Raw genomic sequence first — 23366 nt, 5'->3', positions numbered from 1 at the left:
CCGTCCAACCAAACCCGGAAGGAGCCATGTCGTTCGGAGACATGACCCGTATTAACACGAACCTGCAGGCGCTGCAGGCCTACACCTACCTGCAGCGTACCAACACCGAACTTGGCCTGCGCCAACTGCGCCTGGCCACCGGCAGCCGCATCAACCGCGCCGAAGACGACTCGGCCGGCTACTCCATCGCGGCCAAACTCAAAGCCAAAATCCGCGGCCAGGAACAGGCCCTGGCCAACATCGGCGATGCCAAATCCCTCCTTACCGTCGCCGAAGGCAGCCTCAACTCCATCATGGAAATCCTTCAGACCATGAAGGAAAAAGTCGTCCAGGCTGCCAACGACACGATGGGCGCCGAAGAACGCGACGCCATCGAAAACCAGCTCAACCAGCTCACCGCCGAAATCGGTGACATCCTCAACGCCACCAAATTCAACGGCAAAGCGCTCTTCAGCTCTGCCAGCACCGTCTCCCTCCGATTCCAGGTGGGAGATTCTACGGATGCCCAGGACAACTTTGAGGTGGCGATCGAGGCGATTGCGAACACGTCCGCTTCGGTCGGGCTGTTCTCGAGCGTATCGCAGGCCTCGGTATTTTCCAATGGCAAATGGGGCCTTGACACGGTGGCACAGGCCACGCATGCGCTGCAGGCCATCGAGGCGGCCATTCAGAACGTAGCCACGCGTCTAGGCAAGATCGGTGACTACCAGAAGCGGCTCTCGTTCAAGCTGGACAATCTGGCCACGGCCAAGAACAACTACGAGGCCGCGCGCAGCCGCATTGCCGACGCCGACTTCGCCTACGAGCAGATGCAACTGGCCAAGCTGCAGATCCTGCAGCAGACGGGTGTGGCCGCCCTCGCGCAGGCCAACGTCGCACCGCAGGCCATCCTCCAGTTGTTCGGCTAAGAATGAAGCCCTGAAAATAAAAAGCGGTGGCCCCGTGTCTGCCCCACGAGGCCACCGGGCGTCCCCTCCCCCACGATCCACGGGTCCGCGAGCCAACGTAACCCTAATGTTCAACTAAACCGTAAGGGAGGTTCGCCATGGGTTTCGGAGACCTGACCCGCATTAACACGAACCTGCAGTCGTTGCAGGCCTACACCTACCTGCAACGCACCAACAGTGAGCTCGGCCTGCGCCAGCTGCGCCTGGCCACCGGCAGCCGCATCAACCGCGCCGAAGACGACTCGGCCGGCTACTCCATCGCGGCCAAACTCAAAGCCAAAATCCGCGGCCAGGAACAGGCCCTGGCCAACATCGGCGATGCCAAATCCCTGCTCACCGTCGCCGAAGGCAGCCTCAACTCCATCATGGAAATCCTCCAGACCATGAAGGAGAAAGTCGTCCAGGCTGCCAACGACACGATGGGCGCCGAAGAACGCGACGCCATCGAAAACCAGCTCAACCAGCTCACCGCCGAAATCGGTGACATCCTCAACGCCACCGAGTTCAACGGCAAAGCGCTCTTCAGCGCTTCCAGCACCGTCTCCCTCGGTTTTCAAGTGGGAGATTCTGCAGCCGCACAAGACAATTTCAATGTAAAGATCGAGGCGATTGCGAACACGTCCGCTTCGGTCGGGCTGTTCTCGAGCGTATCGCAGGCCTCGGTATTTTCCAATGGCAAATGGGGCCTTGACACGGTGGCACAGGCCACGCATGCGCTGCAGGCCATCGAGGCGGCCATTCAGAACGTAGCCACGCGTCTGGGCAAGATCGGTGACTACCAGAAGCGGCTCTCGTTCAAGCTGGACAATCTGGCCACGGCCAAGAACAACTACGAGGCCGCGCGCAGCCGCATTGCCGACGCCGACTTCGCCTACGAGCAGATGCAACTGGCCAAGCTGCAGATCCTGCAGCAGACGGGTGTGGCCGCCCTCGCGCAGGCCAACGTCGCACCGCAGTCGGTGTTGCAATTGTTCTGACCTTGGCAGCATCCCCAACTGTCTCCTATTTCCCGATTCCGGGAAGGGACGGTTCAGGACCCCAAAACCCAACACCGGAAACGGGAAGGAAGTGCCAGTCCAATCGGGCTGGCACTTCCTTTCATTTTTGGACTAAGCAGCGGTTGCTCTTCGCTGCTCCATCAAGACCATCATTCTGCGAATATCATCTAATAGTTGTTTCAGCTCACCCCTTGACATTCCCGTGCGCACTTTTTTCATCTTCAACTTAACATCATTTAAATGCAACCGCTCCAATATTTCCTCCAACAAATTCAAAGATACCTCTTCATTTACAGGAAATCTTGCACTGGGATTCTTTTCATTAATATCGAATGATTCTGCAATAAACAATATTCCATTTTCTATTTGCTTCTCTAAAAACAAAGCAAGACCACACAAAAAATACGCAGCCGGTTCATTACGGTTAATATTCAACATCTTATTACAAAACAACAATGCTTTTTTTCCATCTCTCTTCTGGAGTGCAGCCTGTGCTGCAAGCATCTGAGCATAAAAGGCATTATTTATATTCCATTTTGCAAGTGCTTCGTAGTTTAATTGCTCAAAGATTTCAAGAGCACGATCGTACTCTTTTAAAACAAAATATCCAGCAGCAAGCTGATATCCGTAATAGGCCTTAGCTACCTCATTTTCTGCTGTTTCATATTCTTCCTTAAGCAGCGGCAATCTGGGTAAATATTTTTTTTGTAGTTTTTCTTTATTATGAGCATACCCAACATGAATCACATCAATTGGTAAATCGATGGTAGGATAACCGGTCTTTTTCTGGTATTCCTTCAAGGCTTCAACAATTTGATTATGAACTCTTCCCGAGTATCGAATCGAACTATCGTTGGGGAAAATACGCTCCTGAAAAGAAACATCTGCTACGACAAAGCTATGAGGTGGCATCAGATTACGTATTCTGAGCCGAACGCAGGTTAGCGTGCTGCGCTGCAATACCTCCCGCAACAACAACCAATCCCTGGGATCGGCAATGTATTCATCGCCGTCCAGGATCAGAATGTACCGTCCCGAGGCGCGGTCCAGGCTGTAGTTGCGGGCGGCGGCGAAGGAATTGGGCCATTCGATTTCCTCGAACACGTCGGCATAGCGCCGGGCGATGTCCTGCGTGCCGTCGGTCGATCCCGTATCGATGACGACGATTTCGTCCACGTGCGGCCGGGCCAGCTTCAGGCAAGTCTCCAGGTATTCGGCCTCGTTTTTGACGATCATGCAGAGCGACAGCAACGGTCGCGCCTCGTCGTGGGGCATGGCGGTCGTGGGTTACGTTCAGGGTTTGCGTGACCTGCGTAGAAGAAAATGTGCCAATTCGCCCGGCCACTTAAGCCGCGCCTGCATTGGCCGATACTTCCGTCAGAAGCAAGGCGGCCGCTGCTTCTGCAAGGGAAAACCTGCCTTCCGGCAGGAAAAAGCTTCCGCGAACCTTCAAACCAGCGTATTGCCATGAGCACCGTACATCCCATGCGGAAATATCAGGAGCAGGCCGTCCTCAGCGCGTCCCCCGAGCAGTTGATTCTCAAACTGTACGATCTGGGCATTGCGGCCTGCCGGCGCAACGATCGCCCGAAGGTACGCGCCGTGCTGGTGGAACTCATGTCGGCGCTGAACTTCGAGGCCGGCGGTGAACTGGCCGAGCGGCTCTATGCCCTGTACGAATTCTGTCTGCGCGAGAGCGCCATCGGCGACATTGCCGTCGTCCAGCGCATTCTGGAAGGACTGCGCGAAGCATGGCACGAAGGCGTCGTCATGGCCCGTGCCGCCTGAACCCGAGCGGGACCATCCTGCATAAAGCGCCATGGCTGTCAATCCGCTGCTGTCGGTCTATCGCGCCAACGACCCCTACGAGCAGCTCATCAGCGCGATTATCTCGATCGAAAGCCAGCCTAAGCTGGACCTCCAGGCAAAGAAGGCCGAACAGGAGCGGCTCAAAGGGGTTGTCAAGGACTTCGACAGCAAGCTCTCGGCGCTGCACAGCCTGTTGAAAACGCTGACCGATCCGCTGGCGCGCCCCTTCCAGGGCAAAAGCGCCACCACGTCGGCCACCGAATTCTCCGTATCGGCCGGCGATTCGGCCGCACTGGGCACGCATACGCTGGAGGTGAAACGCCTGGCTTCGGCCGACACACGGATCTCCAAGCAATACACCAGCAGCGGATCGAGCCTGCGCAGCTTTTTCGACACGAACGGGGCGCAGACGTTCACCATCCGCGTGGCCAGTCCCACCGATACCGACCCGAACAACCGGGTGGACATTCAGGTGACCGTCAACCCCACCGGCACGACGGACGAGGAAATCCTGAACGAAATCGCCACGGCCATCAACGATGCCTTCCAGGCGGCCGTCGATGCCGGCACGATCAAATCCGATGAGCGCGCCTACGCCTCGGTCATCAACGAAACGTCCAGCACGGCCCGGCTCTCACTGCGCAGCGGGAAGACAGGCTTCACCTACCGGCTGGAGTTCGTGGACTCGGCCGCCGGACTGCTATCGACGCTCGAAATCAACAATAACGTTGTTGCCTCCGGCACCGGCGGCGGCCAGGTTAAATACGTGGGAACCAGCGAGACCGACTCCGAACTCAACAGCCAGTTCGTGCTGGACGGCCTGACGCTTTACCGGGACACCAATCGTGTGACCGATGCCCTGGCAGGCGTCACGCTGGAACTCAAGCAGATCAGCACGTCGCCGGCCGATTTTACCATTACGCCTAACAGCAATGGTATCAAAGCCAAGGTGGAGGATTTTATCAAGAAGTATAACGACGTACTCCTCTACCTGGCGGGCAAGAGCAACGTTGACGGTAAGGCGGAAACGCGCGGCGACTTTGCCGGCGATCCGGTGTTTTCCGGCCTGCGCTTTACGCTCCGTAACGAAGTGGTGCGAAAAGTAAGTGGCCAGCCCACCGAAGGCCCGCACTATATCACCGATCTGGGCATCACCATCAACAACGACGGCACGCTCACGCTGAGCGATGCAGACAAGCTCATTCAGGCCGTCGAGCGCAATCCGCAGGCCGTAGAGCGCCTGTTCTCCGGAAACGACGGCATCGCCACCCGGCTGCTTACCCATGTGGAGACATTCGTCAAAACGGGGGGCATCATCGATCAGCGAGAGGATTCCCTTGAAGCCTCGATTCGTCGTCTGGACGATCGCATTGCCGACTTTGAAGAACAACTGGCCCGGCGAGAGGAGCAGCTCCGGGCACAGTTTGCCCGCGTGCAGGAAACGATTGCCCTCTTCCAGGGCCAGCAACAATTCCTCAGCGGCTTCCTTTACGGAGGTGGCACGTTTTTTTAAGCGAATCCAATCGGTCCGTATAGACCTTAACCAATAACACCAATTACCAGTCATCCTGGACGCCATGTCCGAGCACGACACGCTGGCAGTGCTTCGCGAAATTCTGGACCTCGGCGAAGCGGTCGAGCAGGCCCTGATCAACCACGAATTCGAAAAACTCCAGGAACTGATCGCACGACGTGGCACGCTTGTCGAACAGCTTCGCGATCATGAGCCACCGAACGGCTTCGACCCCGAATGGGAAGTGCTGCGTGTGGCCCTGACGGCCCAGCATCGACGGTTGCAGGAGCTCCTGAGCCAGACCGAGCAGCGCCTGACCCGTTCGCTGGTGGAGCTGGAACAGTACAAACAGGCCCGCCAGCACTATCAGGAAGAAACGGCCCCGAAGCGAAGCGTACTGCGTGCCGGCTTGCAGGGTTGAGCAGCATCGCTTAACTTTTCAGATAAAGTGCCGATATTTTCGTATGGAGGGGGTCACCAGATAGCGACCTGATAGCTATGGACGTTCGGGATATTCAGTCGGGTGGATCGCAGCGACTTGACCCGCTGCAGCGCGAAGCGCTGAGCGGTGCGCGCGAGGTGAGCAAGCGGGCGGCGGAAAACACGCCGGAAAAGCCGGCTTCGGAGGATCGCGTCGATCTTTCGGAGGCTGCCCGCACGGCCGCTCAGCAGGCGGAGGCCACCCCGGATCTGGAATTTGCACGCCAGGCCTTGCGTAGCGTCCCCTCCATCAGTCCGGAACGGGTGGCGGCCATCCTGCGCCACCTGCAATCGGGCTACTATCAGCAGCCCGCTGTACTCAAGGAAATCGCGGAGCGCATCGTGGAGCAGATGCTGGCCCAGAGCCTGCCGCCCCAGCAGCAATAGCGGCGCATATTCGCTCAGGAAATCAATCCCTGCTCGCGATAGCGCTTCAGTTTGTTACGAATCGTGCGGGCGCTGATGCCCAGTTTCTGGGCGGCCAGCTGCTGGTTGTTGTTGGTCTCCTTGAGCGCGCGCAGAATCATCTCCCGCTCCATGTCCTCGATGGTCTGCACGCGTCCAAGGAGCTCTTCTTTTTCTGCCGAGGCGTTCTGTCGCGCCGGTTCGGCATCGGCAAAGAAGTCGTTGAAAACGTCTTCGACCTCGATAACCTCCCGTTCGGCCGAAAGCAGTACGCCGCGCTGCACGTAGTTTTCCAGCTGGCGCACGTTGCCCGGCCAGTAGTACTGCATGAAGCGCTCCATCAGCGCGTCTGACACCTTTTTGGGCGGCAGGCCGTACAGTTCACAGTACTTCTTGATGAAGTGCGTCACCAGCAGCGGAACGTCCGACATGCGCTCCCGCAGCGGCGGCACGCTCAACGGAAACACGCTCAACCGGTGATACAGGTCTTCCCGGAACTCGCCCTTGGCAATGGCCTCGCTCAGGTTGCGGTTGCTGGTGGCAATGACCCGCACGTCGATCTTGCGCGTCTCCGTGGACCCCACCTTCTGGATTTCCTGCTCCTGCAGCACACGGAGCAGCTTGGCCTGGATGGCCAGATCGACCTCGGTGATCTCGTCCAGCAGCAGCGTTCCACCTTCGGCCCGCTCGAAGGCGCCGGTCATGTCTTCGATGGCTCCGGTGAAAGCGCCCTTCCGGTGCCCGAACAGGTGGCTTTCGACGAGCTCGCGCGGCAGGTTGGCGCAGTTGATCGCCACGAACGGCCCTTCGGCCCGGTCGCTCATCTGGTGAATCAGTCGGGCGAGGATCTCCTTGCCGGTACCGCTTTCGCCCTGGATAAAGACCGGTGCTTTGTTGGCGGCCACGCGGGGCAACATCTCTTTGAGCCGATGAATCGTGGGATGCTCCCCCACGTATTCGATGGTCGGTCGGGCGCGGCGCTGTGATGTGCGCGCCGGTTGCTTCGCCCGGGCTTCCTGCTGCTCCCGGCGGCGGGCCAGCGCGGCCTGCACGCGCTCGACCAGCTCCTCTGTCGAAAACGGCTTGGGAATGTAGTCGATGGCCCCGTTCTGCATGGCCCGCACGGCGTGCTGCACGTTCGCGTGCGCCGTGATCATGATCACCTGCAGGTCCGGGTGCTCTTGCCGGATATAGGCGAGTAGCTCCAGCCCGTCCATATCCGGCATTTTGAAATCGGTGATGACCAGATCGAAGGCGTCGGCCTCCTTCTTGAGCACCTCCATGGCCTGCAGCGCATTGTAGCAGCTTGTCAGGCGCAGGCCGTGCCGGCTGAACAGCCGCTCAAAGAGCGTGTGCAGCAGGTGTTCGTCGTCGACCAGCAAAATGTGCGGAACGTCGCGCTGAGGCGCCGCCATGGTAGGCAAACGATTGGTTGGGAGAGCGTTACTGTTCTGGAGATTAACTAAAGATAAGGCTTCCAGGATTCTAAGCCAAGGAGGACGCGCCATCGGCGGCGGGTTCATCGTCCTGCGGCAGAATCAGCGCCATGCAGATCCCGGCGTCCGGATCGTTGTTGGCCAGATAGACGGTCCCGCCGTGCGCTTCGGCGATGCGCCGGGCGATGGGCAGCCCGATCCCGAGGTTCTGTGCCTTGGTGGTGAAAAACGGCACGAAGATCTGCTCGGCCACCTCGGGGGGCATCCAGCCCTCGTTCCAGACCTCGAAGCGCAGGGAGCGCGGCTCGCCCAGCACCCGCAACTGCACCACGCCGGCCGGTCCGGTAGCCTCCAGTGCATTTTTCAGCAGCATGAAAAGCGCCTGGCGGAGCAGCATGACATCGGCCCGGACCTGATACCGTCCGGACAGCCGCAGGTCAAGCGCCACGCGGGCTGCCTCGTTCTCCTCCAGCATCACCAGGAGTTCCTGCAGCAGCGTGCGTAGCGGACGCCGACCGGGCATCGGGTGCAACGGACGGCTGTACCACTGCAACTCGGACAGAATGCGCTCGATGGACGCCGTGCTTTCAAAGACGCGCAGCGCCAGTTCGCGCTGCTCCGGCGTGGCCAGCGTATCGGCCAGTAGATCCGTAAATCCTTCGATGCTGGTGATCAGACCCCGTAACCGATGGGCCAGCACCTGGGCCAGGTTGGCCAGTAACGCGTCGGAGGTCTCCTGTGCACTGGTGGGTTTTTCGGTCAGAGAAGCCATAAGCAACGCGGGCAACTTCAGGTTGAATGCTCCGGTCCGGTTTCAAGACCGGCCACCTCTGCCTATACCACGTTCACGGCGAAACCGAACGTCCGTTGGGCTGACAAATCACATGCCGTCACACCATGGAGCCGACCCGGCGCCTTCCCTGCTGGCGAACGGCAAGTTTTTCCCCGTTTCCTGCCGTTTCTTTTCAGGCGGGGCAATCATCCACCGGCTTAATCCAGTCATATCGACGCCTCTTCGGGATTCTTAAGCGCTGTTGTCGCGCCTGGCACGGTGGTTGATTTTTCGCCCAATCGCATTCCGGTTCGGAAACGATCGGGTCGATTATGGAACCTGCCAAGCTCCAGTTGCTCCGCCACGCCATGCAGGCCTACACCTGGCGCCTGAAGGCGCTGGCGGCCAACATTGCCAACCTGGACACGCCGGGTTACCAGCGGGTCAGCGTCTCTTTCGAAGAAGCGTTGCAACAGGCGCGTCACCAGATTCCCGGCCTCCGCCAGCCGGAAGAGGTCGAACCGCGCATGCGGATGGAAAACACACCGCCGGTGCTGGAAGACGAACTCATGGAACTGGCCGATACGCAGATGCGCACGCAGCTGACCACACGGGCCCTGCGTGAGCACTTCGACCTGATGCGCACGGCCATTACCGGACGCACCGGCTGATAAACCCATAACGCCGCCATGCCGCTGCCTACCCGCATCTTCTCATTTTTCCGGACGGCCGCCCGGGGCTTAGAGGCCCAGCGCATGGCCATGAGCGCGGCCACCGAGAACATCGCCAACGCGGCCACCACCCGCACCGATGAAGGTACGCCGTACGCCATCAAACGGGCCGTGCACACCAACCCCGAAGTCCGCAACCGGCGCTTTTACGAGCTGCTCAGCCGGCTGCGTACGGCCCCGCGCACCCAGGACCCCCGCCACAGTTCCTCCCCGTCGCTGCTGACGCGCCTGCCGGAAGCCGAGCTGGGTCCGGAAACCACGATCGCCGAGACGCTTCGGCTGCGCTACGAGTACGATCCCACCCATCCGCACGCCGACGCCAACGGCTATGTGGCCTACCCCGACGTGAACGTGGTGGAGGAAATGGCCCATCTGATTTCGGCCAACCGGATCTACGAGGCCAACCTCTCCACCATTCAGGCCGCCAAAGAAATCGTCAAACGAACCCTGGAAATCTGAGGCCATGCCGTACCGGTCTCCCATCGTTTTCTGGCTGTTGCGCTGGCTGCGCCCGCGCGAGCGCGCCGTCCTTCGTCAGGTGAACCTGGCACGTCGCGCGCTGGGCAAGGCGCCTTTGAAGCAGTTGCCGACCGGACAGCCCGGCCACATGCGGCGCTGCCCGCTGGCGCAGGCACTGGACGGGCTCGTCGGCCGGTGCGGCGTAGCCTATGCGTCACACGACACCGCCAGACGGGTCGCCCGAGTCTGGGGTACCGCTTACGAGCCCCGGGCCGGACGCTACCTCGTCTACTTTCCTCCAGAGCTGTCCCGCTTCGTGCAGGACTACGACCTGCATGCTTTCCCCCGACTGGCCAAACGTTCGACCTCCCCGCTGATTGCCGCTTAGCGATATGGACCTGCGCATTCACAACAACTGGCCTTCCTTCCTGAACACGCCGGAGCCGAGCGCGACGCGGCGGCCCGATCCGGCGCCGACGCCGTCCGCTCCGCAAACGCCTTCGGAAACGCCGACGGCGCAGCACGCGCGTCCCGAGGGCGTGACCCAGGAGGAATGGACATGGATCCAGCGTCATTTTCCGCCATCCGAGAAAATGACGCTCCGTCTTTACGGTCCCAACCGCACGCTGCAAACCCTGCAGCCCGGCGGACTGGGGACCCGGCTGGACGTGAAAGGCTAACCTGGTCGCTTTCGTCATGAACGTGGCCGAGCTCCAACGTCTGCGGCAGCTGAGCGGCGGCGACGAGCGGCGATTGCCCACGCCGCGCTCGCGCGAATCGGTCGACGGTGGCTTTGCCGACACACTGGCGCAGGCCATTCAGGAAGTGGACCGCGCCCAGAAGGACGCCGACGAGCAGGTCGAGGCCTTCATCGCCGGCGAGCAGGAAAATCTGCATGAGGTGATGATCTCCATGAACCAGGCGCGGCTCTACTTCCAGCTCATGACGGAAGTTCGCAATCGTCTGCTGGAGACCTACCAGGAATTGATGCGCACGCAGATTTGATGCGGACAGGCCCACGCCGGCCTCTGTTCACCACCCCGTAGTTGTCTCCCAATCCACAGGCTGGAGTTGGTAGTACGAAGATGTTCGAGCAGCTCAAGCAGTTTCTGAGTCGGCTCTCTCCTGGCCAGCGGCTGGCGCTGGGCGCCGTTACGATCGGCAGCATTCTGTTGCTGCTGGGCATTGCCTACTGGGCCGGACGGCCGGAATATGCCCTGTTGTTCGGCGGCCTTTCCCCCTCGGATGCCAGTCGGATTGTCGAGACGCTCCAGGAAGAAAACGTCCCCTATCAGCTCAAAGAAGGCGGCACGGCCATCTGGGTCCCGCGCGATCGCGTCTACGAACTGCGCCTGCGGTTTGCGGGAGAAGGGCTCGTCAGCGACGGACCGGTCGGGTACGAGCTCTTCGACAAAAACACGCTCGGCATGACCGACTTCATGCAGCGGCTGAATTACAAACGGGCGCTGGAGGGCGAGCTGGCCCGCACGATCATGAGCCTGCAGCAGGTCGAGCTGGCCAAGGTCCATCTGGTGTTACCGGAGCGGAGCCCGTTCCGCGAAACCCAGGTGGCTCCCAGTGCTTCGGTGCTGCTCTCACTCAAAAGCGGCGCGCGCCTGACCGAAGAGCAGATCGACGGCATCACGGCGCTGGTGGCCGGTGCCGTCGAAGGGCTCGATCCGGCCAACGTGACCGTGCTGGATGCCCGGGGCAACCTGCTCTCCAATCCGGACGCCGGCAACGCCGAACTCGCCCTCAGCAGCACCCAGCTCAAACTGCGTCAGGCGCTCGAGGCCCATCTGACCGAAAAAGGCCAGTCCATGCTCGACCGCGTGCTGGGCCCCGGTAATGCCATCGTGCGCGTTTCGGCCACGTTGAACTTCGACCAGGCGGTTACCGAGCGACAGCTCATCGATCCCGAAAGCGCCACGGTCATCAGCGAGGAACGTCTGGAAGAGGCCGGCACCGGTGGCGAAGGGTCTTCGGCCAGCTCCATGGTGCGCAACTATGAACTGAGCCGTACGGTCGAACGCATCCAGCAAAACGGCGGCGACGTCGAATACCTGACCGTTTCGGTCATCCTCAACCAGCGCTTCGAGCCGGGCCCGGACGGCACGCCGCAGCCACGCCCTTACACCGAAGACGAACTCCGGGAAATCGAAGAGCTGGTCAAAAACGCCGTCGGTTTCCGGCCGGAGCGAGGCGACCGCTTTGCCATTCATCAGACGCGCTTCGACACGCAGATCGACGACCAGATCGCCCAGGAACTCCGCGAGCAGCGCCGTCAGGAGCAACTCAATCTCTACCTGCGCTACGGCCTCATGGTGCTGGCCCTGGGCCTGGCCGTCTGGCTGCTGCGCGCGCTGGTCCGTCGCATGGGCGAGCTGGCCGGCGAGACGCAGGTGCTCATCGGCCGCGTCGACCGTAAACAGGGAGCGCTCGGTGCCCCCGAAGGCGCTTCGGGGGCGCTGCAGGGCAAAGCGGTGCCCGGTCTGGAATCCGGCGAATCCGACGAGGAGCTGGTTTTGATCGACGACATCTACACCAGTCGGCTATCGGCCGAAGCCAAGGCCCGCCTGAAGGCCAAGCACATCCTGTTCGAGGAAGTCCAGAAACAGGTCAACGAAAAGCCGGAAGAGGCGGCCGAAATCATCCGGAGCTGGCTGGTAGCCGACATGCAGGATTGAAAACGGACGGGGAGCCATGGCAAACGCCACCAAACAGCAGGCGCAGGAAGTCCCCGAAATGACGCAGCACAACATGACCGGCGCCCAGAAGGCGGCGGTGCTGCTCATCGCCATGGGGACGCAGGCGGCCAGCAAGGTGCTCAAGCACCTGCGTGATGAAGAGGTCGAAAAGATCTCGATCGAAATTGCGCGCATGCGCAACGTAAGTGCCGATGTCGTTGAGGCCGTCCTGCTGGACTATCGCGACTCGGCCATGGCCCACGATTACATCGCGCAGGGAGGCCTCCAATTTGCTCGTGAGGCACTGGAGGCCGCGCTGGGTCCTCGCCGTGCCGAGGAAATTCTCATGCGCGTCGAAGCGGCCATGGAGGTTTCGGCCTTCCACCTGTTGCAGACCGTCGAGACCGCCCAGCTGGTCAACTTCATTCAGAACGAGCATCCGCAGACGGCCGCGCTGATTCTGGCCCACCTGAACGCGCGCAAGGCCGCCGACATCATCTCCAATCTCCCGGAAGAACTGCGTACCGAAATCATCTATCGGCTGGCCACCATGGGCAAGACGTCGCCCGAGCTGCTGCGCGACATCGAGGACGTGATTCGTCAGCATATCAGTTCGGTTTTCGGTGCCGAGCTGAGCGCGTCGGGTGGCGTGGAAAAAGTGGCCGAAATTCTCAACAGCAGCAGCCGCACCGTCGAGCGGGCCGTGCTGGAGGCGCTGCGCGAGCGCGATCCGGAGCTGGCTACTTCGGTCAAGGCGCTGATGTTCACCTTCGACGACCTGGTGCACATCAGCGACCGCGACATGCAGCGGCTGCTGACCGAGGTCGATCAGAAGGACATCGCGCTGGCACTCAAGGCAGCCTCCGGCGAACTGAAAGAAAAGATTCTGCGCAACGTCAGCGAACGCGCCGCCCAGATGATCCAGGAGGAGCTGGAGTTGATGGGACCGGTGCGCGTGCGCGATGTCGACGAGGCGCAGCGCCGCATCCTCGAAACCGCCCAGCGGCTCGAAGAACAGGAGGAGATTACGCTTTCGCGCAACAGTCAGGAAATGGTCATCTGATAATCTATGGCTACCCGGCGCCGCATCCTGTCGCTGGCCGACTTTCTGTCGGATCGATCCGATCCCCGGCGTTCCTCGCCCGCTCCAGAGGGGCCGGCCCGGCGTCCACCGCCCCGCCTGCATCGCAGCCAGGTGCAGCCGGCAGCACAGGATGAAGCCGAGGAGTCCCCAGAATTCCGCTATCGCGGACTGCTACGACGCGCGCAGGCGATCCAGGCACAACCCGTCGAACTCTCTCAGGAAGTCTGGACTTCCGAGGACGACGTGTGGCGCGTGGAGCCCGAGCTGGAGCAATCTTCCGAGGAGGCATCGCCGCCTGCGCTCGATGAGGCGGCCCTCCGGGCTGCGATCGAGGCCGAATGGCAGGGGCGCCTGGAAGAAGCCGTAAATCAGGCCCGCGCTGAAGGCGAAGCGGCCGGTCGCGCTGCCGCCGAGGCCGAGTGGGCCCCGCGCCTGCAGGCGCTTCAGGAACAACTGGCCCGCGAGCTGGAGCGGCTGCGCCAGGCCTGGGCCGACTACACCCGACAGCTGGAGCCCATGCTCGTCGAACTGGCCCTCGAAGTGGCCGAGACGCTGCTGGACGCCCCGCTTCCTGAAAGCATCCGTGGCGTTTCGGCGCGCACGCTCACCGAAGCCGTCGAGCAACTGGCCCGCTCGGCTCCGCTGGAGGTCTCCATGCATCCGGTCGACTTTCTGCGGCTGCAGGAGCAGGGGGTGATCGCCCAGCTCGAAAGCCGCCACCCTGACCTGCACTGGGATCTCAATTCCGAACTGAGCGAAGGCGACTGGATCGTCCAGACGCCCACAGCCATGCAACGCCGCATCCGTCAGGAGATCCTGGAGCGGCTGCGCCAGCGACTGGGCCTTACCCCGTCCTCCGACGCACCGGGATCGCCCGAACAGCAGTCTTCTGCCGACGATGTTTAACGGATCCCCCTCCAACTCGTTCGTCGCGCACTGTCTGGAGCAGGTGCGCCGCCATCCGCTGCGCCCGCTCCACTTCGGTAAGGTGCAGAGCGTCGTCGGGCTGCTCATCGAGGCGTCCGAGCTGCCGGCGGCCGTCGGCGAACTCTGCTATATCCACGAAGGACAGGAGCCCGGCGCCCGGCGCATCAAGGCCGAAGTGGTGGGCCTGCGCGGCAACACCACGATCCTGATGCCGCTCGAAGAGACCCGCGGCCTGCGTGCCGGCTATCTGGTCGAACCCTCCGCCCTGCCATTGACAATTCGCGTCGGCGAGGCCATGCTGGGGCGTGTGGTGGATGCCAACGCCCGCCCCATCGACGGCAAAGGACCGCTGACGGTCACCGACGAGCAGCCCGTACGCAACGATCCGCCCCCGCCTCTGTCGCGGCGCATGATCGACACGCCGCTGTTTACCGGCATCCGCGCCATCGACACCTTCCTGACGCTCGGACGCGGCCAGCGCATCGGTATTTTCGCCGGCTCCGGTGTCGGCAAAAGTACGCTGCTGGGCATGATCGCCCGCCGTGCCCGTGCCGATGTGAACGTCATCGCTCTGATCGGCGAGCGCGGCCGCGAGGTGCAGGAATTCATTGCCGACAACCTGGGTCCGGAAGGGCTCAAGCGCTCGGTCGTCGTGGCCGTCACCGGCGATCAGGCGGCCATGAGTCGCGTCAAAGGCGCCAGTGTGGCCATGGCCATCGCGGAGTATTTCCGGGATCGCGGCCTGGACGTGCTGCTGATGATGGATTCGATCACGCGCGTGGCCATGGCCCAGCGCGAGATCGGCCTGGCAGTCGGCGAGCCGCCCACCACGCGCGGCTACACACCCAGCGTCTTTGCCATGCTCCCCCGGCTGCTGGAGCGGGCCGGTCCCGGCGCACGCGGTACGATCACGGGCATTTTTACGGTGCTCGTCGATGCCGACGACATGAACGACCCGATCGGCGACGCAGTACGCGGCATTCTCGACGGCCATATCGTGCTTTCCCGGCGCCTGGCTCACGCCAACCATTTCCCGGCCATCGATGTGCTGCAGAGCGTCAGCCGCGTCATGCCCCGCGTCACGACGGCCGAGCACCGCGCGCTGGTCGAAGAAGCCCGCCGTCTGCTGGCCACCTATCAGGAAGCGGAAGACCTGATCCGCGTCGGTGCCTACGAGATGGGCACGCGGCCCGAAATCGACCGGGCCATCCTGGCCCACGCAGCGCTCATGGCTTTCCTGCGCCAGGGCGTCGACGAAGTTGCCGACGACCCGGTCGCGCAACTGGCCGACATGCTGCGCAGCCTGCCCGCCCGCGCTTCGTGAATTGGCCGACCTTTTGCTTTAACGACAGATACCTCCACAACCGCCGTGTAGTACCCCGCAGCGTCCTATGCAAGGCAAGAAATTCCGCTTTTCGTTGCAAAGTGTGCTGCGCCTGCGGCAGCATCAGACCGAACAGGCCGTAGAGGCGCTGATCCGCCTCCAGCAGGAACGCCAGAAACTGGAAGAAGCAATTGAAGCAGCCCGGCAGAAGCTGGAGCAACTGCACCAGGAACTTGCGGCGCGGCAATCGGCCGTCGATCCGGCTCAGCTTCGCCGCCAGGAAGCCTACTGGTTGAAAGCCCGGCGCCAGCTTCGCCAGCTGGAGCAGCAACTGGCCCGGCTCCAGCAGCAGGAAGCCGAAGCCCGTGCGCTGGTACTGGAACGCCGGCAGGCGGAGGAATCGCTTGAACGCCTGCGCGAGCGGCAATATGCCCGCCATCTGGAAGCCGAAGCCGCCGCCGAGCGCGCCTGGATCGACGAGCAGGCGACCGGAGCCTACGTCCGTAAGCTGCAGCAGCGTGCGTCATGAAGCTCGTGCTTCGCATTGCGCTGGCGATCGTCTTTTTCCTCATCGGCGTGGTGGGGATGTACTTCGCCATGCCCTACATCGCCCCGCAGCGCGTGCAGCAGGTGCAACAGCAGCTCGATAGTTTACGTCAGCTTAACAGCGCACTGGCCGATTCTGTGCGGACCGATTCTCTGGCACCGGATACACTGGCCCTGCTGGCCGACTCGCTCGCGGCTACGCGCGATACCCTGCAGCAGCTGCGCGACTCGCTTCGCATCCTGTACCAGCAGATGAACACGCTTCAGCAGACGCTTACCCAAACGCAAAGGCATCTGCAACAAACACAACAGCAACTGGCTGTTTTAGAACGCCGACGCATTCAGGCTCAGGAACTGGCCACCACCATCACACGCCTGGAAGACGACCAACGCCGCGCTTTGTTGAGCCAGCTCTCCCCCGAAATTCTGGATATGCTCTACCTGGAAACCCAGGGACGCGGCCGCACCCTCCTGCTCCAGTCGCTCCCCCCCGAACAGGCGGCCCGCCTGGTAAGCCGCCTGATGCAGAAATCCGGCGATCAGGAGTCCATAGTGACTTCGGTTGGAAGCCAGTAACCGTAATCTTTCCGAGACCATGAACCTGTTGCCCCTACCCTCCGCCTCTCCCGATCAGCCTCTGGCGAACGCCCCTGCCGCGCCTCAGGCGGAAGGCCGACCGCGCCGCTTCGCCCGACTGCTGGAAGCAGCCCTGGCTTTGTTTTTCCCCGGGGATGAAAACCCGGCGGCCAACGCTTCATCCGAAAACGACACGCGCTCCGGACGCGAAATCCTGCCGAAAACGCCGGAAGAACCTGGCTCGCCACCTTCGACGCCGACCGGTGAAACGCATCACCCCCATCGTGATCGGAAGAGCCCCCGGTCGGTCTCGCTCGCACCCGAAGTTGCTTCGGTGCTTTCAGCGGTGGCGACAGCCTCTCCGCCGACCATTTCCCCGCCCGAGACCTCGACTTCCCCGCATGCCGCATTGCCTGAACAGAAAACAGCATCTGCTGACGAAATCGGGGCCGTTCTGATTCCCCGGGCTGAAACGAACGCGAATGGTTCTGCGCAGACGGCCCTTCCTTCTTCGATCGAATCAGACGAACCGTCCCTTTCCGAAAGGGCCCCGGACAAAACGAATCCAGAAACTCCGGGCCTGCGCAGCGCTGCGCTTCGCGGATCGCAAAGCATTGAGGCCGAAGCCGATCCAAAAGCCCTGGTGCCCTCCGATGACGCGCGCTTTACACAGGCCACCTCTGCCCAGACCCGGCACGAGATGGCGCCTCAGCGACCCGATCAGGCCGAAACGCAGCGCCCACCGGCCATGGCACCGGAAAGTGTTTCAGTGCCAGAGCCAGCAAGACACTCGCCTGCGCCCGTTGCCCCTGAACTGGCAGCCCACGTAGCGCAACAGTCCGGAGCCGCACCGAACCGCGATCATGGCCCTACCGATCAAAATCGATTCGCTGAGACCAGCTCCAGTGCATCGCGCAGAGACGTAAACCCAGGCGCCGCTATCGGGATACGGCCCATTCGCCTGCAGGCCAATCCAGAAGCGGTCAATCAGGAAGCAACGGCGACAGCGCTCACGGAGTCGCGCTCTGCGTCCTCGATGCCCGCCGAACCCGCATCGCAAGGAGAGCCTGCACTGGAGTCCCACCCCCTCCTCTCCACTACGGCCGAAGCGTCTGAACCCGTCAACGTCTCTGCTCCGACGCCGACAGAAGCTGAGGCCGCCCCGGCGACGGCTGTCCGCCAGAAAAACCCCGTGGCGCAGAAGCAGGCGCTTCCCGAGTCCTCCCACGATGGTCCCCTGGCAACCGCCGGAACGCCTGCACAACAGACTACAGGCAATCCTGCCGCGCAATCTGCAGGGTTGCTTTCTCTATGGGAGGCTTCTAACGTCTCGTACGCGCCTCCTTCCGAGGAGGCGACGGACGGTGCCCAAACCGCAACAATGTCGGACCACAGGCCTGCACACCCTTCCACGCCTGAATCCGACACCCCATGGGTCGAAACCACCCCCGCGTTCAGACACAACCTCGAATCGAATATCACCCGGGAAGTACGACACACCCCCGAAAAGCCCGGTCGTCCACCGAGCACCTCCTCCCTTGCGGTGACACCCCCATCTCAGACCACGGATCACTCCGAAACTGTAGCAAAGCCGGACGGTACGCCGGCAAAATCTGCCACTCCATCTGCACATCCTTCCATGCAGGACGCTGAGGCTTCAATGGCCGAAGCTGCGCTTCCCTCTGAACAGGATACCGAAACCGATTCTTCTCTGGAAGTGCAGCACGCACCTGACGAAATCGATCGACCTCCGGTAGCTTCCTCCCATACGGTGGCGCTCCCACCGCAGGCAACGGCCCTGCCGCGGGTGATCCGCACGGCCGCGTGGTTCCAGATGGCCATGGCTTTTGCCGAACGCGTCCGTCAGCATTTCGACGGACAGATGCTGGAAGTGGAACTGGCCGACGGCGAAGGTACGCTGCGCGTCGAGACGCGCCGCCATCCCGACCACGTGGCCGTGTCGGTCCAGCTCAGCGATCCACAGCTCCGGGCCCTGGTGGCCGCCCACGCCGACCGCATTCAGGAGGCGCTGCAGGCGCAGTACCAGACCGCCGTGCAGTTCTCGCTCTCCGGTGGCGGCGAGCAGGGCGCCCGGCAACAACAGGCCTTCACGCAGGCCCCCGCTCATGGTACGCCGCTTGCTTCCGGCTCAGATGCGTCCGGCCCTGCACCGGCCGAATCTTCCCGTGCACGGGTGCTGCGTCCCGGTAGCCGACATGAATGGATTGGTTAAACCCGTACCGCCATGCCGTCCCTGATCGCTCCCATTGACGAAATCCGCCAGCAGGCGCTGCAGAGCACGCCCAGTGCGCCCGCACCGCCATCGCAGGAGCTGGACAAAGAAGCCTTCCTGCGACTGCTGGTGACCCAGCTGCGCTATCAGGACCCCATCAACCCGCTGGACAGCCGCGAATTTGCCGCACAGCTGGCTCAGTTTTCCACCGTCGAACAGCTGATCGGCATCAACGAGACGCTGGCGGCCCAGTCCGACGCCTACGCCGCGCTGGCCCAGGGCATCCACAACAGCGTAGCGGCCGGGCTGGTGGGCAAGATCATCGAAGCCGAAGGCGATCGGCTTACCTGGGGGGGCGAAGAACCTGTCCCCTTCCGGATCGAACTGGGCGACGCCGCCCAACAGGTCAGCATCCAGATTCGCAACGAGGCCGGCGAGGTGGTACGGACGATCTTCCTGGGCCCCAGGGCCGCGGGTGAACATGCCGTGGAATGGGACGGAAAAAACGATGCGGGCGAGGCGCTTCCCGCCGGCACTTACACGATCGAGGTGCTTGCCACCGATGCCGATGGCGATCCGGTAGCGGCCCGCTCCTTCGTGCGCGGACGCGTCACCCGCGTGACGTTCGGCCCCGAGGGCATTCTGCTCTGGATCGGTGACCGCTCGGTGCCCATGCAGTCCGTCCGGGGCGTGGAATCCGAATAGACCTTCCATTAAACCATAAGAAACGCCATGAAGGTACAGGAACTGGCCGCGCGCGTGCAGCCTGTGCCGGGCACGTCGACGTCGCCCACGCAGGCGCCGCGCACGCACGATCCGCCGCGCTCCTCGTTTGCCGAAGTGCTGCGCCAGGTGCAGGCGCCCGATGAAGGCGTGCGTCTCTCGGCCCACGCGCGCCAGCGCATCGCCCAGCGCGGCATCGCCTTCGATGACCTGCTGGCCCGACAGCTCACCGAGGCCGTGCAGGAGCTGTCGGCTAAAGGTGCGCGCGAAGCGCTGGTGCTGCACCCTGAGGCAGCCTTCATCGTCAGCGTCACGAACCGCACCGTGGTGACGGCCCTCGACCGCCAGGAAATGCAGCAACGGATTTTCACCCAGATTGACAGTGCCTACATCCTGTAACGACTGAACGAACGCACCGGCAGGCCCCTTCTGGGATGCCGGTTGCTGCAGCCGACCGACCGACGCTGCAGCGCTCGTCCTGAGCATCCTGCAAAACCAAACCCGAAGTAACGGCCATGATTCGCTCTCTGCGCACCGGCGTCTCCGGACTCAAAAGCCATCAGGTCCGCATGGACGTCATCTCCAACAACATCGCCAACGTCAACACCACCGCCTTCAAACGCGGCCGCGCCGCCTTCAACGAACTGCTCGGCCAGACGCTGCTGGGTGTGGGCCGCACCGCCGGCGGCCGTGGCATCAACCCCGCCTACGTCGGGCTGGGCGTCTCGGTGGGTTCGATCGATGTGAACTTCGCCCAGGGCGCCCTCGAAAACACCGGCGTGGCCACCGACCTGGGCATCAACGGCGACGGGTTCTTCGTCGTCCGTGGCGGGGATCGCATCTACCTGACGCGCGCCGGCAATTTCACGATCAACCGCTTTGGTGAACTGGTGACCAACAGCGGTTTGCAGGTGCAGGGCTGGGCTTTCGATGAAAACGGTGAGCTGCGCTCGGCCGCGCTCGAAGACGTGCGCGTTCCCTTCAGCGCCACCGCTCCCCCCAAACAAACCGAAAACATCTACGTCCGCGGCAACCTCAATGCGGAATTGGCAGCCGGCGAAAGCGTGACGGTCTCTACCGTCGTGTATGATCCGCAGGGGAAAGCCAAAACCATCATCATTGAATTTACAAGAACCTCCAATCCCAACGAATGGCAATGGAATTTGCTGGACGAAGACGGGAATCCCCTGGGTGTTACGATTACCAGTGGCGATAACCTGATCACCTTCGACACGCAGGGCAACCTGGATCCCACCGAAGCGCTCCAGACGTTCGACTGGGACATCGACAATGATGGCACTCTGGAAAGCTTCACGCTGAACCTGGCGGGGGCCGACGATGCCCTCACCCAGTACGCCGGCTCCACCACCGCCACCGTCCGCGACCAGGACGGCCAACCCCCCGGCTCCCTCATCGGCTTCAGCATCAACCAGGAAGGCATCGTCGAACTCAACTTCTCCAACGGCTACCAGCAAAAAATCTATCAACTGGCCCTCGGGTCCGTTAACAACGTCAACGGCCTGCAACAGGTCGGCGACAACCTCTGGAGCCTGACCAGCTCCTCGGGCGATCTGGCCCTGGGCCGCGCCGGCGTCGAACTCAACCGCACGGTGATCGTGGCCGGTACGCTCGAGATGAGCAACGTGGACCTGGCCACGGAATTTACCGACATGATCGTCACGCAGCGCGGCTACCAGGCCTCGGCCCGCATCATCACGACTTCCGACGAAATGCTCCAGGAACTCGTCCAGCTCAAACGATAAGCGCTCATAGTGTAATCCGGTGAACCTGAACGCACCGGCAGGCCCCATCTGGGATGCCGGTTGCTGCAGCCGACCGACCGACGCTGCAGCGCTCATCCTGAGCATCCTGTAAAACCAAACGCGAAGTAACGGCCATGATTCGCTCTCTGCGCACCGGCGTCTCCGGACTCAAAAGCCATCAGGTCCGCATGGACGTCATCTCCAACAACATCGCCAACGTCAACACCACCGCCTTCAAACGCGGCCGCGCCGCCTTCAACGAACTGCTCGGCCAGACGCTGCTGGGTGTGGGCCGCACCGCCGGCGGCCGTGGCATCAACCCCGCCTACGTCGGGCTGGGCGTCTCGGTGGGTTCGATCGATGTGAACTTCGCCCAGGGCGCCCTCGAAAACACCGGCGTGGCCACCGACCTGGGCATCAACGGCGACGGGTTCTTCGTCGTCCGTGGCGGGGATCGCATCTACCTGACGCGCGCCGGCAATTTCACGATCAACCGCTTTGGTGAACTGGTGACCAACAGCGGTTTGCAGGTGCAGGGCTGGGCTTTCGATGAAAACGGTGAGCTGCGCTCGGCCGCGCTCGAAGACGTGCGCGTTCCCTTCAGCGCCACCGCTCCCCCCAAACAAACCGAAAACATCTACGTCCGCGGCAACCTCAATGCGGAAGCCAGCACCCAGGACCCCGTATCGTTGACCATCTCCTCGGATAATCCGTTTTATCCTACGTTTACTTTTCAGGTAGAACGGAATGATATCTACGAATGGACGGGAAGCATCATCGATGAGAATGGCCAGGTTATTGCCACAGACATTCAAATCACGTTTGATGAAGACTGGAATATCTCCAGCATGAGCAGCTCAGATTCAGGCGTGACCATCACTGAAATTCCGGCTTCCGACCCGGATGATCCCTCGACATTTCAGTTGACGGTCAACAACTACGATCCCGACGGTAGCGGCTCTATCACACCCTTCCCAATTTCTTTTACCTTTGAACCGTTGTCGAGCAGCAGTCCAGCAAACCCGATTGGTCTGGAGCTCCAGGAGATTGGCGAAAAGGTGACCATTTCCACGGTCGTTTACGATGCACAGGGGAAAGATTCGTCGGTAATTCTGGAATTTACACGGATCAACTCGCTGGAAAACGGCGACCCCCAGGACGAATGGGCATTGCGGATTCTGGATCGGGACGGTCAGCCGCTTCACACCGGGTATCTGGCCAAGTTGATTTATGACACCCAGGGAACGCTCACAGAAATCCGTGCGGTCGATGGCGGTCTGATTGACGATCTGAGCGGTGACGGGGAACTCACATTGCCGGTATCTCTGGATTTCAATGGGGATGGCCTAGATGAGACTTTCACGCTGAACCTGGCGGGGGCCGACGATGCCCTCACCCAGTACGCCGGCTCCACCACCGCCACCGTCCGCGACCAGGACGGCCAACCCCCCGGCTCCCTCATCGGCTTCAGCATCAACCAGGAAGGCATCGTCGAACTCAACTTCTCCAACGGCTACCAGCAAAAAATCTATCAACTGGCCCTCGGGTCCGTTAACAACGTCAACGGCCTGCAACAGGTCGGCGACAACCTCTGGAGCCTGACCAGCTCCTCGGGCGATCTGGCCCTGGGACGCGCCGGCGTCGAGCTGAACCGCACGGTGATCGTGGCCGGTACGCTCGAGATGAGCAACGTGGACCTGGCCACCGAGTTCACCGACATGATCGTCACGCAGCGCGGCTACCAGGCCTCGGCCCGCATCATCACGACTTCCGACGAAATGCTCCAGGAACTCGTCCAGCTCAAACGATAAGCGTTTGCGGTGAACCTCCCGGCGTACCCCGGCCTGTGGCCGGGGTACGCTTTTTTACGTAAAGACCTCATATTTCTCTAAAGAAGCGCCCTTTCTGGCCGATATGGTAGCCGGAAGGTATTCCTGTTGGATTCAACCCCAC

25 protein-coding genes are annotated in these 23366 nt (G+C 61.8%); 22 read left to right on the top strand and 3 right to left on the bottom strand.

Annotation, left to right across the window (positions count from 1 at the left end; all coding sequences use genetic code 11):
- Nucleotides 1–26 precede the first annotated feature (26 nt).
- Entirely contained in the window at nt 27–908 is an 882-nt protein-coding gene (locus tag GYH26_RS04195) for a flagellin (protein ID WP_161540611.1), read from the top strand.
- A gap of 137 nt (nt 909–1045) precedes the next feature.
- Entirely contained in the window at nt 1046–1924 is an 879-nt protein-coding gene (locus GYH26_RS04190; protein WP_161540610.1) for a flagellin, read from the top strand.
- Between the two features lie 132 nt (nt 1925–2056).
- Here the strand turns inward: GYH26_RS04190 and GYH26_RS04185 are convergent, their stop codons facing one another.
- Nucleotides 2057–3220, bottom strand: coding sequence for a glycosyltransferase family 2 protein (locus GYH26_RS04185; RefSeq protein ID WP_161540609.1), 1164 nt, complete (start codon nt 3218–3220; stop codon nt 2057–2059).
- A gap of 192 nt (nt 3221–3412) precedes the next feature.
- Between GYH26_RS04185 and fliS the strand changes: the two genes are divergently transcribed.
- From fliS to GYH26_RS04165, 4 genes are all read left to right on the top strand, one after another.
- Complete coding sequence (fliS, locus tag GYH26_RS04180) at nt 3413–3733, top strand: flagellar export chaperone FliS (protein ID WP_012843311.1); 321 nt, start codon at nt 3413–3415, stop codon at nt 3731–3733.
- Between the two features lie 31 nt (nt 3734–3764).
- Nucleotides 3765–5267 carry a flagellar filament capping protein FliD gene (gene fliD, locus GYH26_RS04175; RefSeq protein WP_161540608.1) on the top strand — a complete coding sequence of 501 codons (1503 nt, stop codon included), beginning with the start codon at nt 3765–3767 and terminating at the stop codon, nt 5265–5267.
- 64 nt (nt 5268–5331) lie between these two features.
- On the top strand, nt 5332–5688 hold the full coding sequence (locus tag GYH26_RS04170) for a hypothetical protein (protein WP_014067586.1): 357 nt from the start codon (nt 5332–5334) through the stop codon (nt 5686–5688).
- A gap of 77 nt (nt 5689–5765) precedes the next feature.
- Nucleotides 5766–6134, top strand: a complete 369-nt coding sequence (locus tag GYH26_RS04165; protein ID WP_161540607.1) for a flagellar biosynthesis anti-sigma factor FlgM — start codon at nt 5766–5768, stop codon at nt 6132–6134.
- Between the two features lie 14 nt (nt 6135–6148).
- Here GYH26_RS04165 and GYH26_RS04160 read toward each other — a convergent pair whose 3' ends face one another.
- Together GYH26_RS04160 and GYH26_RS04155 are read right to left on the bottom strand one after the other, a co-directional pair.
- The gene (locus tag GYH26_RS04160) at nt 6149–7567 is read right to left on the bottom strand and encodes a sigma-54-dependent transcriptional regulator (protein ID WP_161540606.1); all 1419 of its coding nucleotides are present in this window, start codon (nt 7565–7567) and stop codon (nt 6149–6151) included.
- Between the two features lie 70 nt (nt 7568–7637).
- Entirely contained in the window at nt 7638–8360 is a 723-nt protein-coding gene (locus tag GYH26_RS04155) for a sensor histidine kinase (RefSeq protein ID WP_161540605.1), read from the bottom strand.
- A gap of 332 nt (nt 8361–8692) precedes the next feature.
- Between GYH26_RS04155 and GYH26_RS04150 the strand changes: the two genes are divergently transcribed.
- From GYH26_RS04150 to GYH26_RS15165, 16 genes are all read left to right on the top strand, one after another.
- Nucleotides 8693–9031 carry a flagellar basal body rod protein FlgB gene (locus tag GYH26_RS04150; protein ID WP_014067590.1) on the top strand — a complete coding sequence of 113 codons (339 nt, stop codon included), beginning with the start codon at nt 8693–8695 and terminating at the stop codon, nt 9029–9031.
- An 18-nt stretch (nt 9032–9049) separates the two neighbouring features.
- The gene (flgC, locus tag GYH26_RS04145; RefSeq protein ID WP_012843304.1) at nt 9050–9550 is read left to right on the top strand and encodes a flagellar basal body rod protein FlgC; all 501 of its coding nucleotides are present in this window, start codon (nt 9050–9052) and stop codon (nt 9548–9550) included.
- A 4-nt stretch (nt 9551–9554) separates the two neighbouring features.
- Nucleotides 9555–9938 (top strand): hypothetical protein, encoded by a 384-nt coding sequence (locus GYH26_RS04140; RefSeq protein WP_161540604.1) that lies wholly within the window; start codon nt 9555–9557, stop codon nt 9936–9938.
- 4 nt (nt 9939–9942) lie between these two features.
- Entirely contained in the window at nt 9943–10230 is a 288-nt protein-coding gene (locus GYH26_RS04135; RefSeq protein ID WP_161540603.1) for a hypothetical protein, read from the top strand.
- A 16-nt stretch (nt 10231–10246) separates the two neighbouring features.
- Entirely contained in the window at nt 10247–10555 is a 309-nt protein-coding gene (gene fliE, locus GYH26_RS04130; RefSeq protein WP_012843301.1) for a flagellar hook-basal body complex protein FliE, read from the top strand.
- Between the two features lie 80 nt (nt 10556–10635).
- The gene (fliF, locus tag GYH26_RS04125; protein ID WP_161540602.1) at nt 10636–12237 is read left to right on the top strand and encodes a flagellar basal-body MS-ring/collar protein FliF; all 1602 of its coding nucleotides are present in this window, start codon (nt 10636–10638) and stop codon (nt 12235–12237) included.
- A gap of 16 nt (nt 12238–12253) precedes the next feature.
- The gene (fliG, locus tag GYH26_RS04120) at nt 12254–13300 is read left to right on the top strand and encodes a flagellar motor switch protein FliG (RefSeq protein WP_161540601.1); all 1047 of its coding nucleotides are present in this window, start codon (nt 12254–12256) and stop codon (nt 13298–13300) included.
- A 6-nt stretch (nt 13301–13306) separates the two neighbouring features.
- Nucleotides 13307–14227 (top strand): FliH/SctL family protein, encoded by a 921-nt coding sequence (locus GYH26_RS04115; RefSeq protein ID WP_161540600.1) that lies wholly within the window; start codon nt 13307–13309, stop codon nt 14225–14227.
- Nucleotides 14220–15572: a FliI/YscN family ATPase gene (locus GYH26_RS04110; protein ID WP_161540599.1), complete on the top strand. Its 1353-nt coding sequence runs from the start codon at nt 14220–14222 to the stop codon at nt 15570–15572. Before GYH26_RS04115 ends, GYH26_RS04110 begins: the two co-directional genes overlap by 8 nt.
- 67 nt (nt 15573–15639) lie before the next feature.
- Nucleotides 15640–16101: a flagellar export protein FliJ gene (fliJ, locus tag GYH26_RS04105; protein WP_161540598.1), complete on the top strand. Its 462-nt coding sequence runs from the start codon at nt 15640–15642 to the stop codon at nt 16099–16101.
- Nucleotides 16098–16694 (top strand): hypothetical protein, encoded by a 597-nt coding sequence (locus tag GYH26_RS04100; RefSeq protein WP_161540597.1) that lies wholly within the window; start codon nt 16098–16100, stop codon nt 16692–16694. The genes fliJ and GYH26_RS04100 overlap by 4 nt, the downstream gene beginning before the upstream one ends.
- A gap of 1639 nt (nt 16695–18333) precedes the next feature.
- Complete coding sequence (locus GYH26_RS04095; protein ID WP_242006584.1) at nt 18334–18927, top strand: hypothetical protein; 594 nt, start codon at nt 18334–18336, stop codon at nt 18925–18927.
- Nucleotides 18928–18939: 12 nt separating this feature from the next.
- A complete protein-coding gene (locus tag GYH26_RS04090; RefSeq protein ID WP_161540596.1) occupies nt 18940–19632 on the top strand; it encodes a flagellar hook assembly protein FlgD in 693 nt (230 codons plus the stop codon).
- A 27-nt stretch (nt 19633–19659) separates the two neighbouring features.
- The gene (locus GYH26_RS04085) at nt 19660–20049 is read left to right on the top strand and encodes a TIGR02530 family flagellar biosynthesis protein (RefSeq protein WP_012843291.1); all 390 of its coding nucleotides are present in this window, start codon (nt 19660–19662) and stop codon (nt 20047–20049) included.
- 116 nt (nt 20050–20165) lie between these two features.
- On the top strand, nt 20166–21413 hold the full coding sequence (locus GYH26_RS04080; RefSeq protein WP_161540595.1) for a flagellar hook protein FlgE: 1248 nt from the start codon (nt 20166–20168) through the stop codon (nt 21411–21413).
- Nucleotides 21414–21547: 134 nt separating this feature from the next.
- Nucleotides 21548–23224, top strand: coding sequence for a flagellar hook protein FlgE (locus GYH26_RS15165; RefSeq protein WP_242006583.1), 1677 nt, complete (start codon nt 21548–21550; stop codon nt 23222–23224).
- Nucleotides 23225–23366 lie beyond the last annotated feature (142 nt).

The organism is Rhodothermus marinus, assembly GCF_009936275.1.
Taxonomy (GTDB): domain Bacteria; phylum Bacteroidota; class Rhodothermia; order Rhodothermales; family Rhodothermaceae; genus Rhodothermus; species Rhodothermus marinus_A.
The sequence above is the reverse complement of the archived record's forward strand: the minus strand, read 5'-3'. Positions and strand labels throughout refer to the sequence as shown.

Bases quoted from the DNA above. Each gene is read 5' to 3' on its own strand.
- GYH26_RS04195 (WP_161540611.1), top strand. From the start codon at position 27: ATGTCGTTCGGAGACATGACCCGTATTAACACGAACCTGCAGGCGCTG.
- GYH26_RS04190 (WP_161540610.1), top strand. From the start codon at position 1,046: ATGGGTTTCGGAGACCTGACCCGCATTAACACGAACCTGCAGTCGTTG.
- GYH26_RS04185 (WP_161540609.1), bottom strand. From the start codon at position 3,220: ATGCCCCACGACGAGGCGCGACCGTTGCTGTCGCTCTGCATGATCGTC.
- fliS (WP_012843311.1), top strand. From the start codon at position 3,413: ATGAGCACCGTACATCCCATGCGGAAATATCAGGAGCAGGCCGTCCTC.
- fliD (WP_161540608.1), top strand. From the start codon at position 3,765: ATGGCTGTCAATCCGCTGCTGTCGGTCTATCGCGCCAACGACCCCTAC.
- GYH26_RS04170 (WP_014067586.1), top strand. From the start codon at position 5,332: ATGTCCGAGCACGACACGCTGGCAGTGCTTCGCGAAATTCTGGACCTC.
- GYH26_RS04165 (WP_161540607.1), top strand. From the start codon at position 5,766: ATGGACGTTCGGGATATTCAGTCGGGTGGATCGCAGCGACTTGACCCG.
- GYH26_RS04160 (WP_161540606.1), bottom strand. From the start codon at position 7,567: ATGGCGGCGCCTCAGCGCGACGTTCCGCACATTTTGCTGGTCGACGAC.
- GYH26_RS04155 (WP_161540605.1), bottom strand. From the start codon at position 8,360: ATGGCTTCTCTGACCGAAAAACCCACCAGTGCACAGGAGACCTCCGAC.
- GYH26_RS04150 (WP_014067590.1), top strand. From the start codon at position 8,693: ATGGAACCTGCCAAGCTCCAGTTGCTCCGCCACGCCATGCAGGCCTAC.
- flgC (WP_012843304.1), top strand. From the start codon at position 9,050: ATGCCGCTGCCTACCCGCATCTTCTCATTTTTCCGGACGGCCGCCCGG.
- GYH26_RS04140 (WP_161540604.1), top strand. From the start codon at position 9,555: ATGCCGTACCGGTCTCCCATCGTTTTCTGGCTGTTGCGCTGGCTGCGC.
- GYH26_RS04135 (WP_161540603.1), top strand. From the start codon at position 9,943: ATGGACCTGCGCATTCACAACAACTGGCCTTCCTTCCTGAACACGCCG.
- fliE (WP_012843301.1), top strand. From the start codon at position 10,247: ATGAACGTGGCCGAGCTCCAACGTCTGCGGCAGCTGAGCGGCGGCGAC.
- fliF (WP_161540602.1), top strand. From the start codon at position 10,636: ATGTTCGAGCAGCTCAAGCAGTTTCTGAGTCGGCTCTCTCCTGGCCAG.
- fliG (WP_161540601.1), top strand. From the start codon at position 12,254: ATGGCAAACGCCACCAAACAGCAGGCGCAGGAAGTCCCCGAAATGACG.
- GYH26_RS04115 (WP_161540600.1), top strand. From the start codon at position 13,307: ATGGCTACCCGGCGCCGCATCCTGTCGCTGGCCGACTTTCTGTCGGAT.
- GYH26_RS04110 (WP_161540599.1), top strand. From the start codon at position 14,220: ATGTTTAACGGATCCCCCTCCAACTCGTTCGTCGCGCACTGTCTGGAG.
- fliJ (WP_161540598.1), top strand. From the start codon at position 15,640: ATGCAAGGCAAGAAATTCCGCTTTTCGTTGCAAAGTGTGCTGCGCCTG.
- GYH26_RS04100 (WP_161540597.1), top strand. From the start codon at position 16,098: ATGAAGCTCGTGCTTCGCATTGCGCTGGCGATCGTCTTTTTCCTCATC.
- GYH26_RS04095 (WP_242006584.1), top strand. From the start codon at position 18,334: ATGCAGGACGCTGAGGCTTCAATGGCCGAAGCTGCGCTTCCCTCTGAA.
- GYH26_RS04090 (WP_161540596.1), top strand. From the start codon at position 18,940: ATGCCGTCCCTGATCGCTCCCATTGACGAAATCCGCCAGCAGGCGCTG.
- GYH26_RS04085 (WP_012843291.1), top strand. From the start codon at position 19,660: ATGAAGGTACAGGAACTGGCCGCGCGCGTGCAGCCTGTGCCGGGCACG.
- GYH26_RS04080 (WP_161540595.1), top strand. From the start codon at position 20,166: ATGATTCGCTCTCTGCGCACCGGCGTCTCCGGACTCAAAAGCCATCAG.
- GYH26_RS15165 (WP_242006583.1), top strand. From the start codon at position 21,548: ATGATTCGCTCTCTGCGCACCGGCGTCTCCGGACTCAAAAGCCATCAG.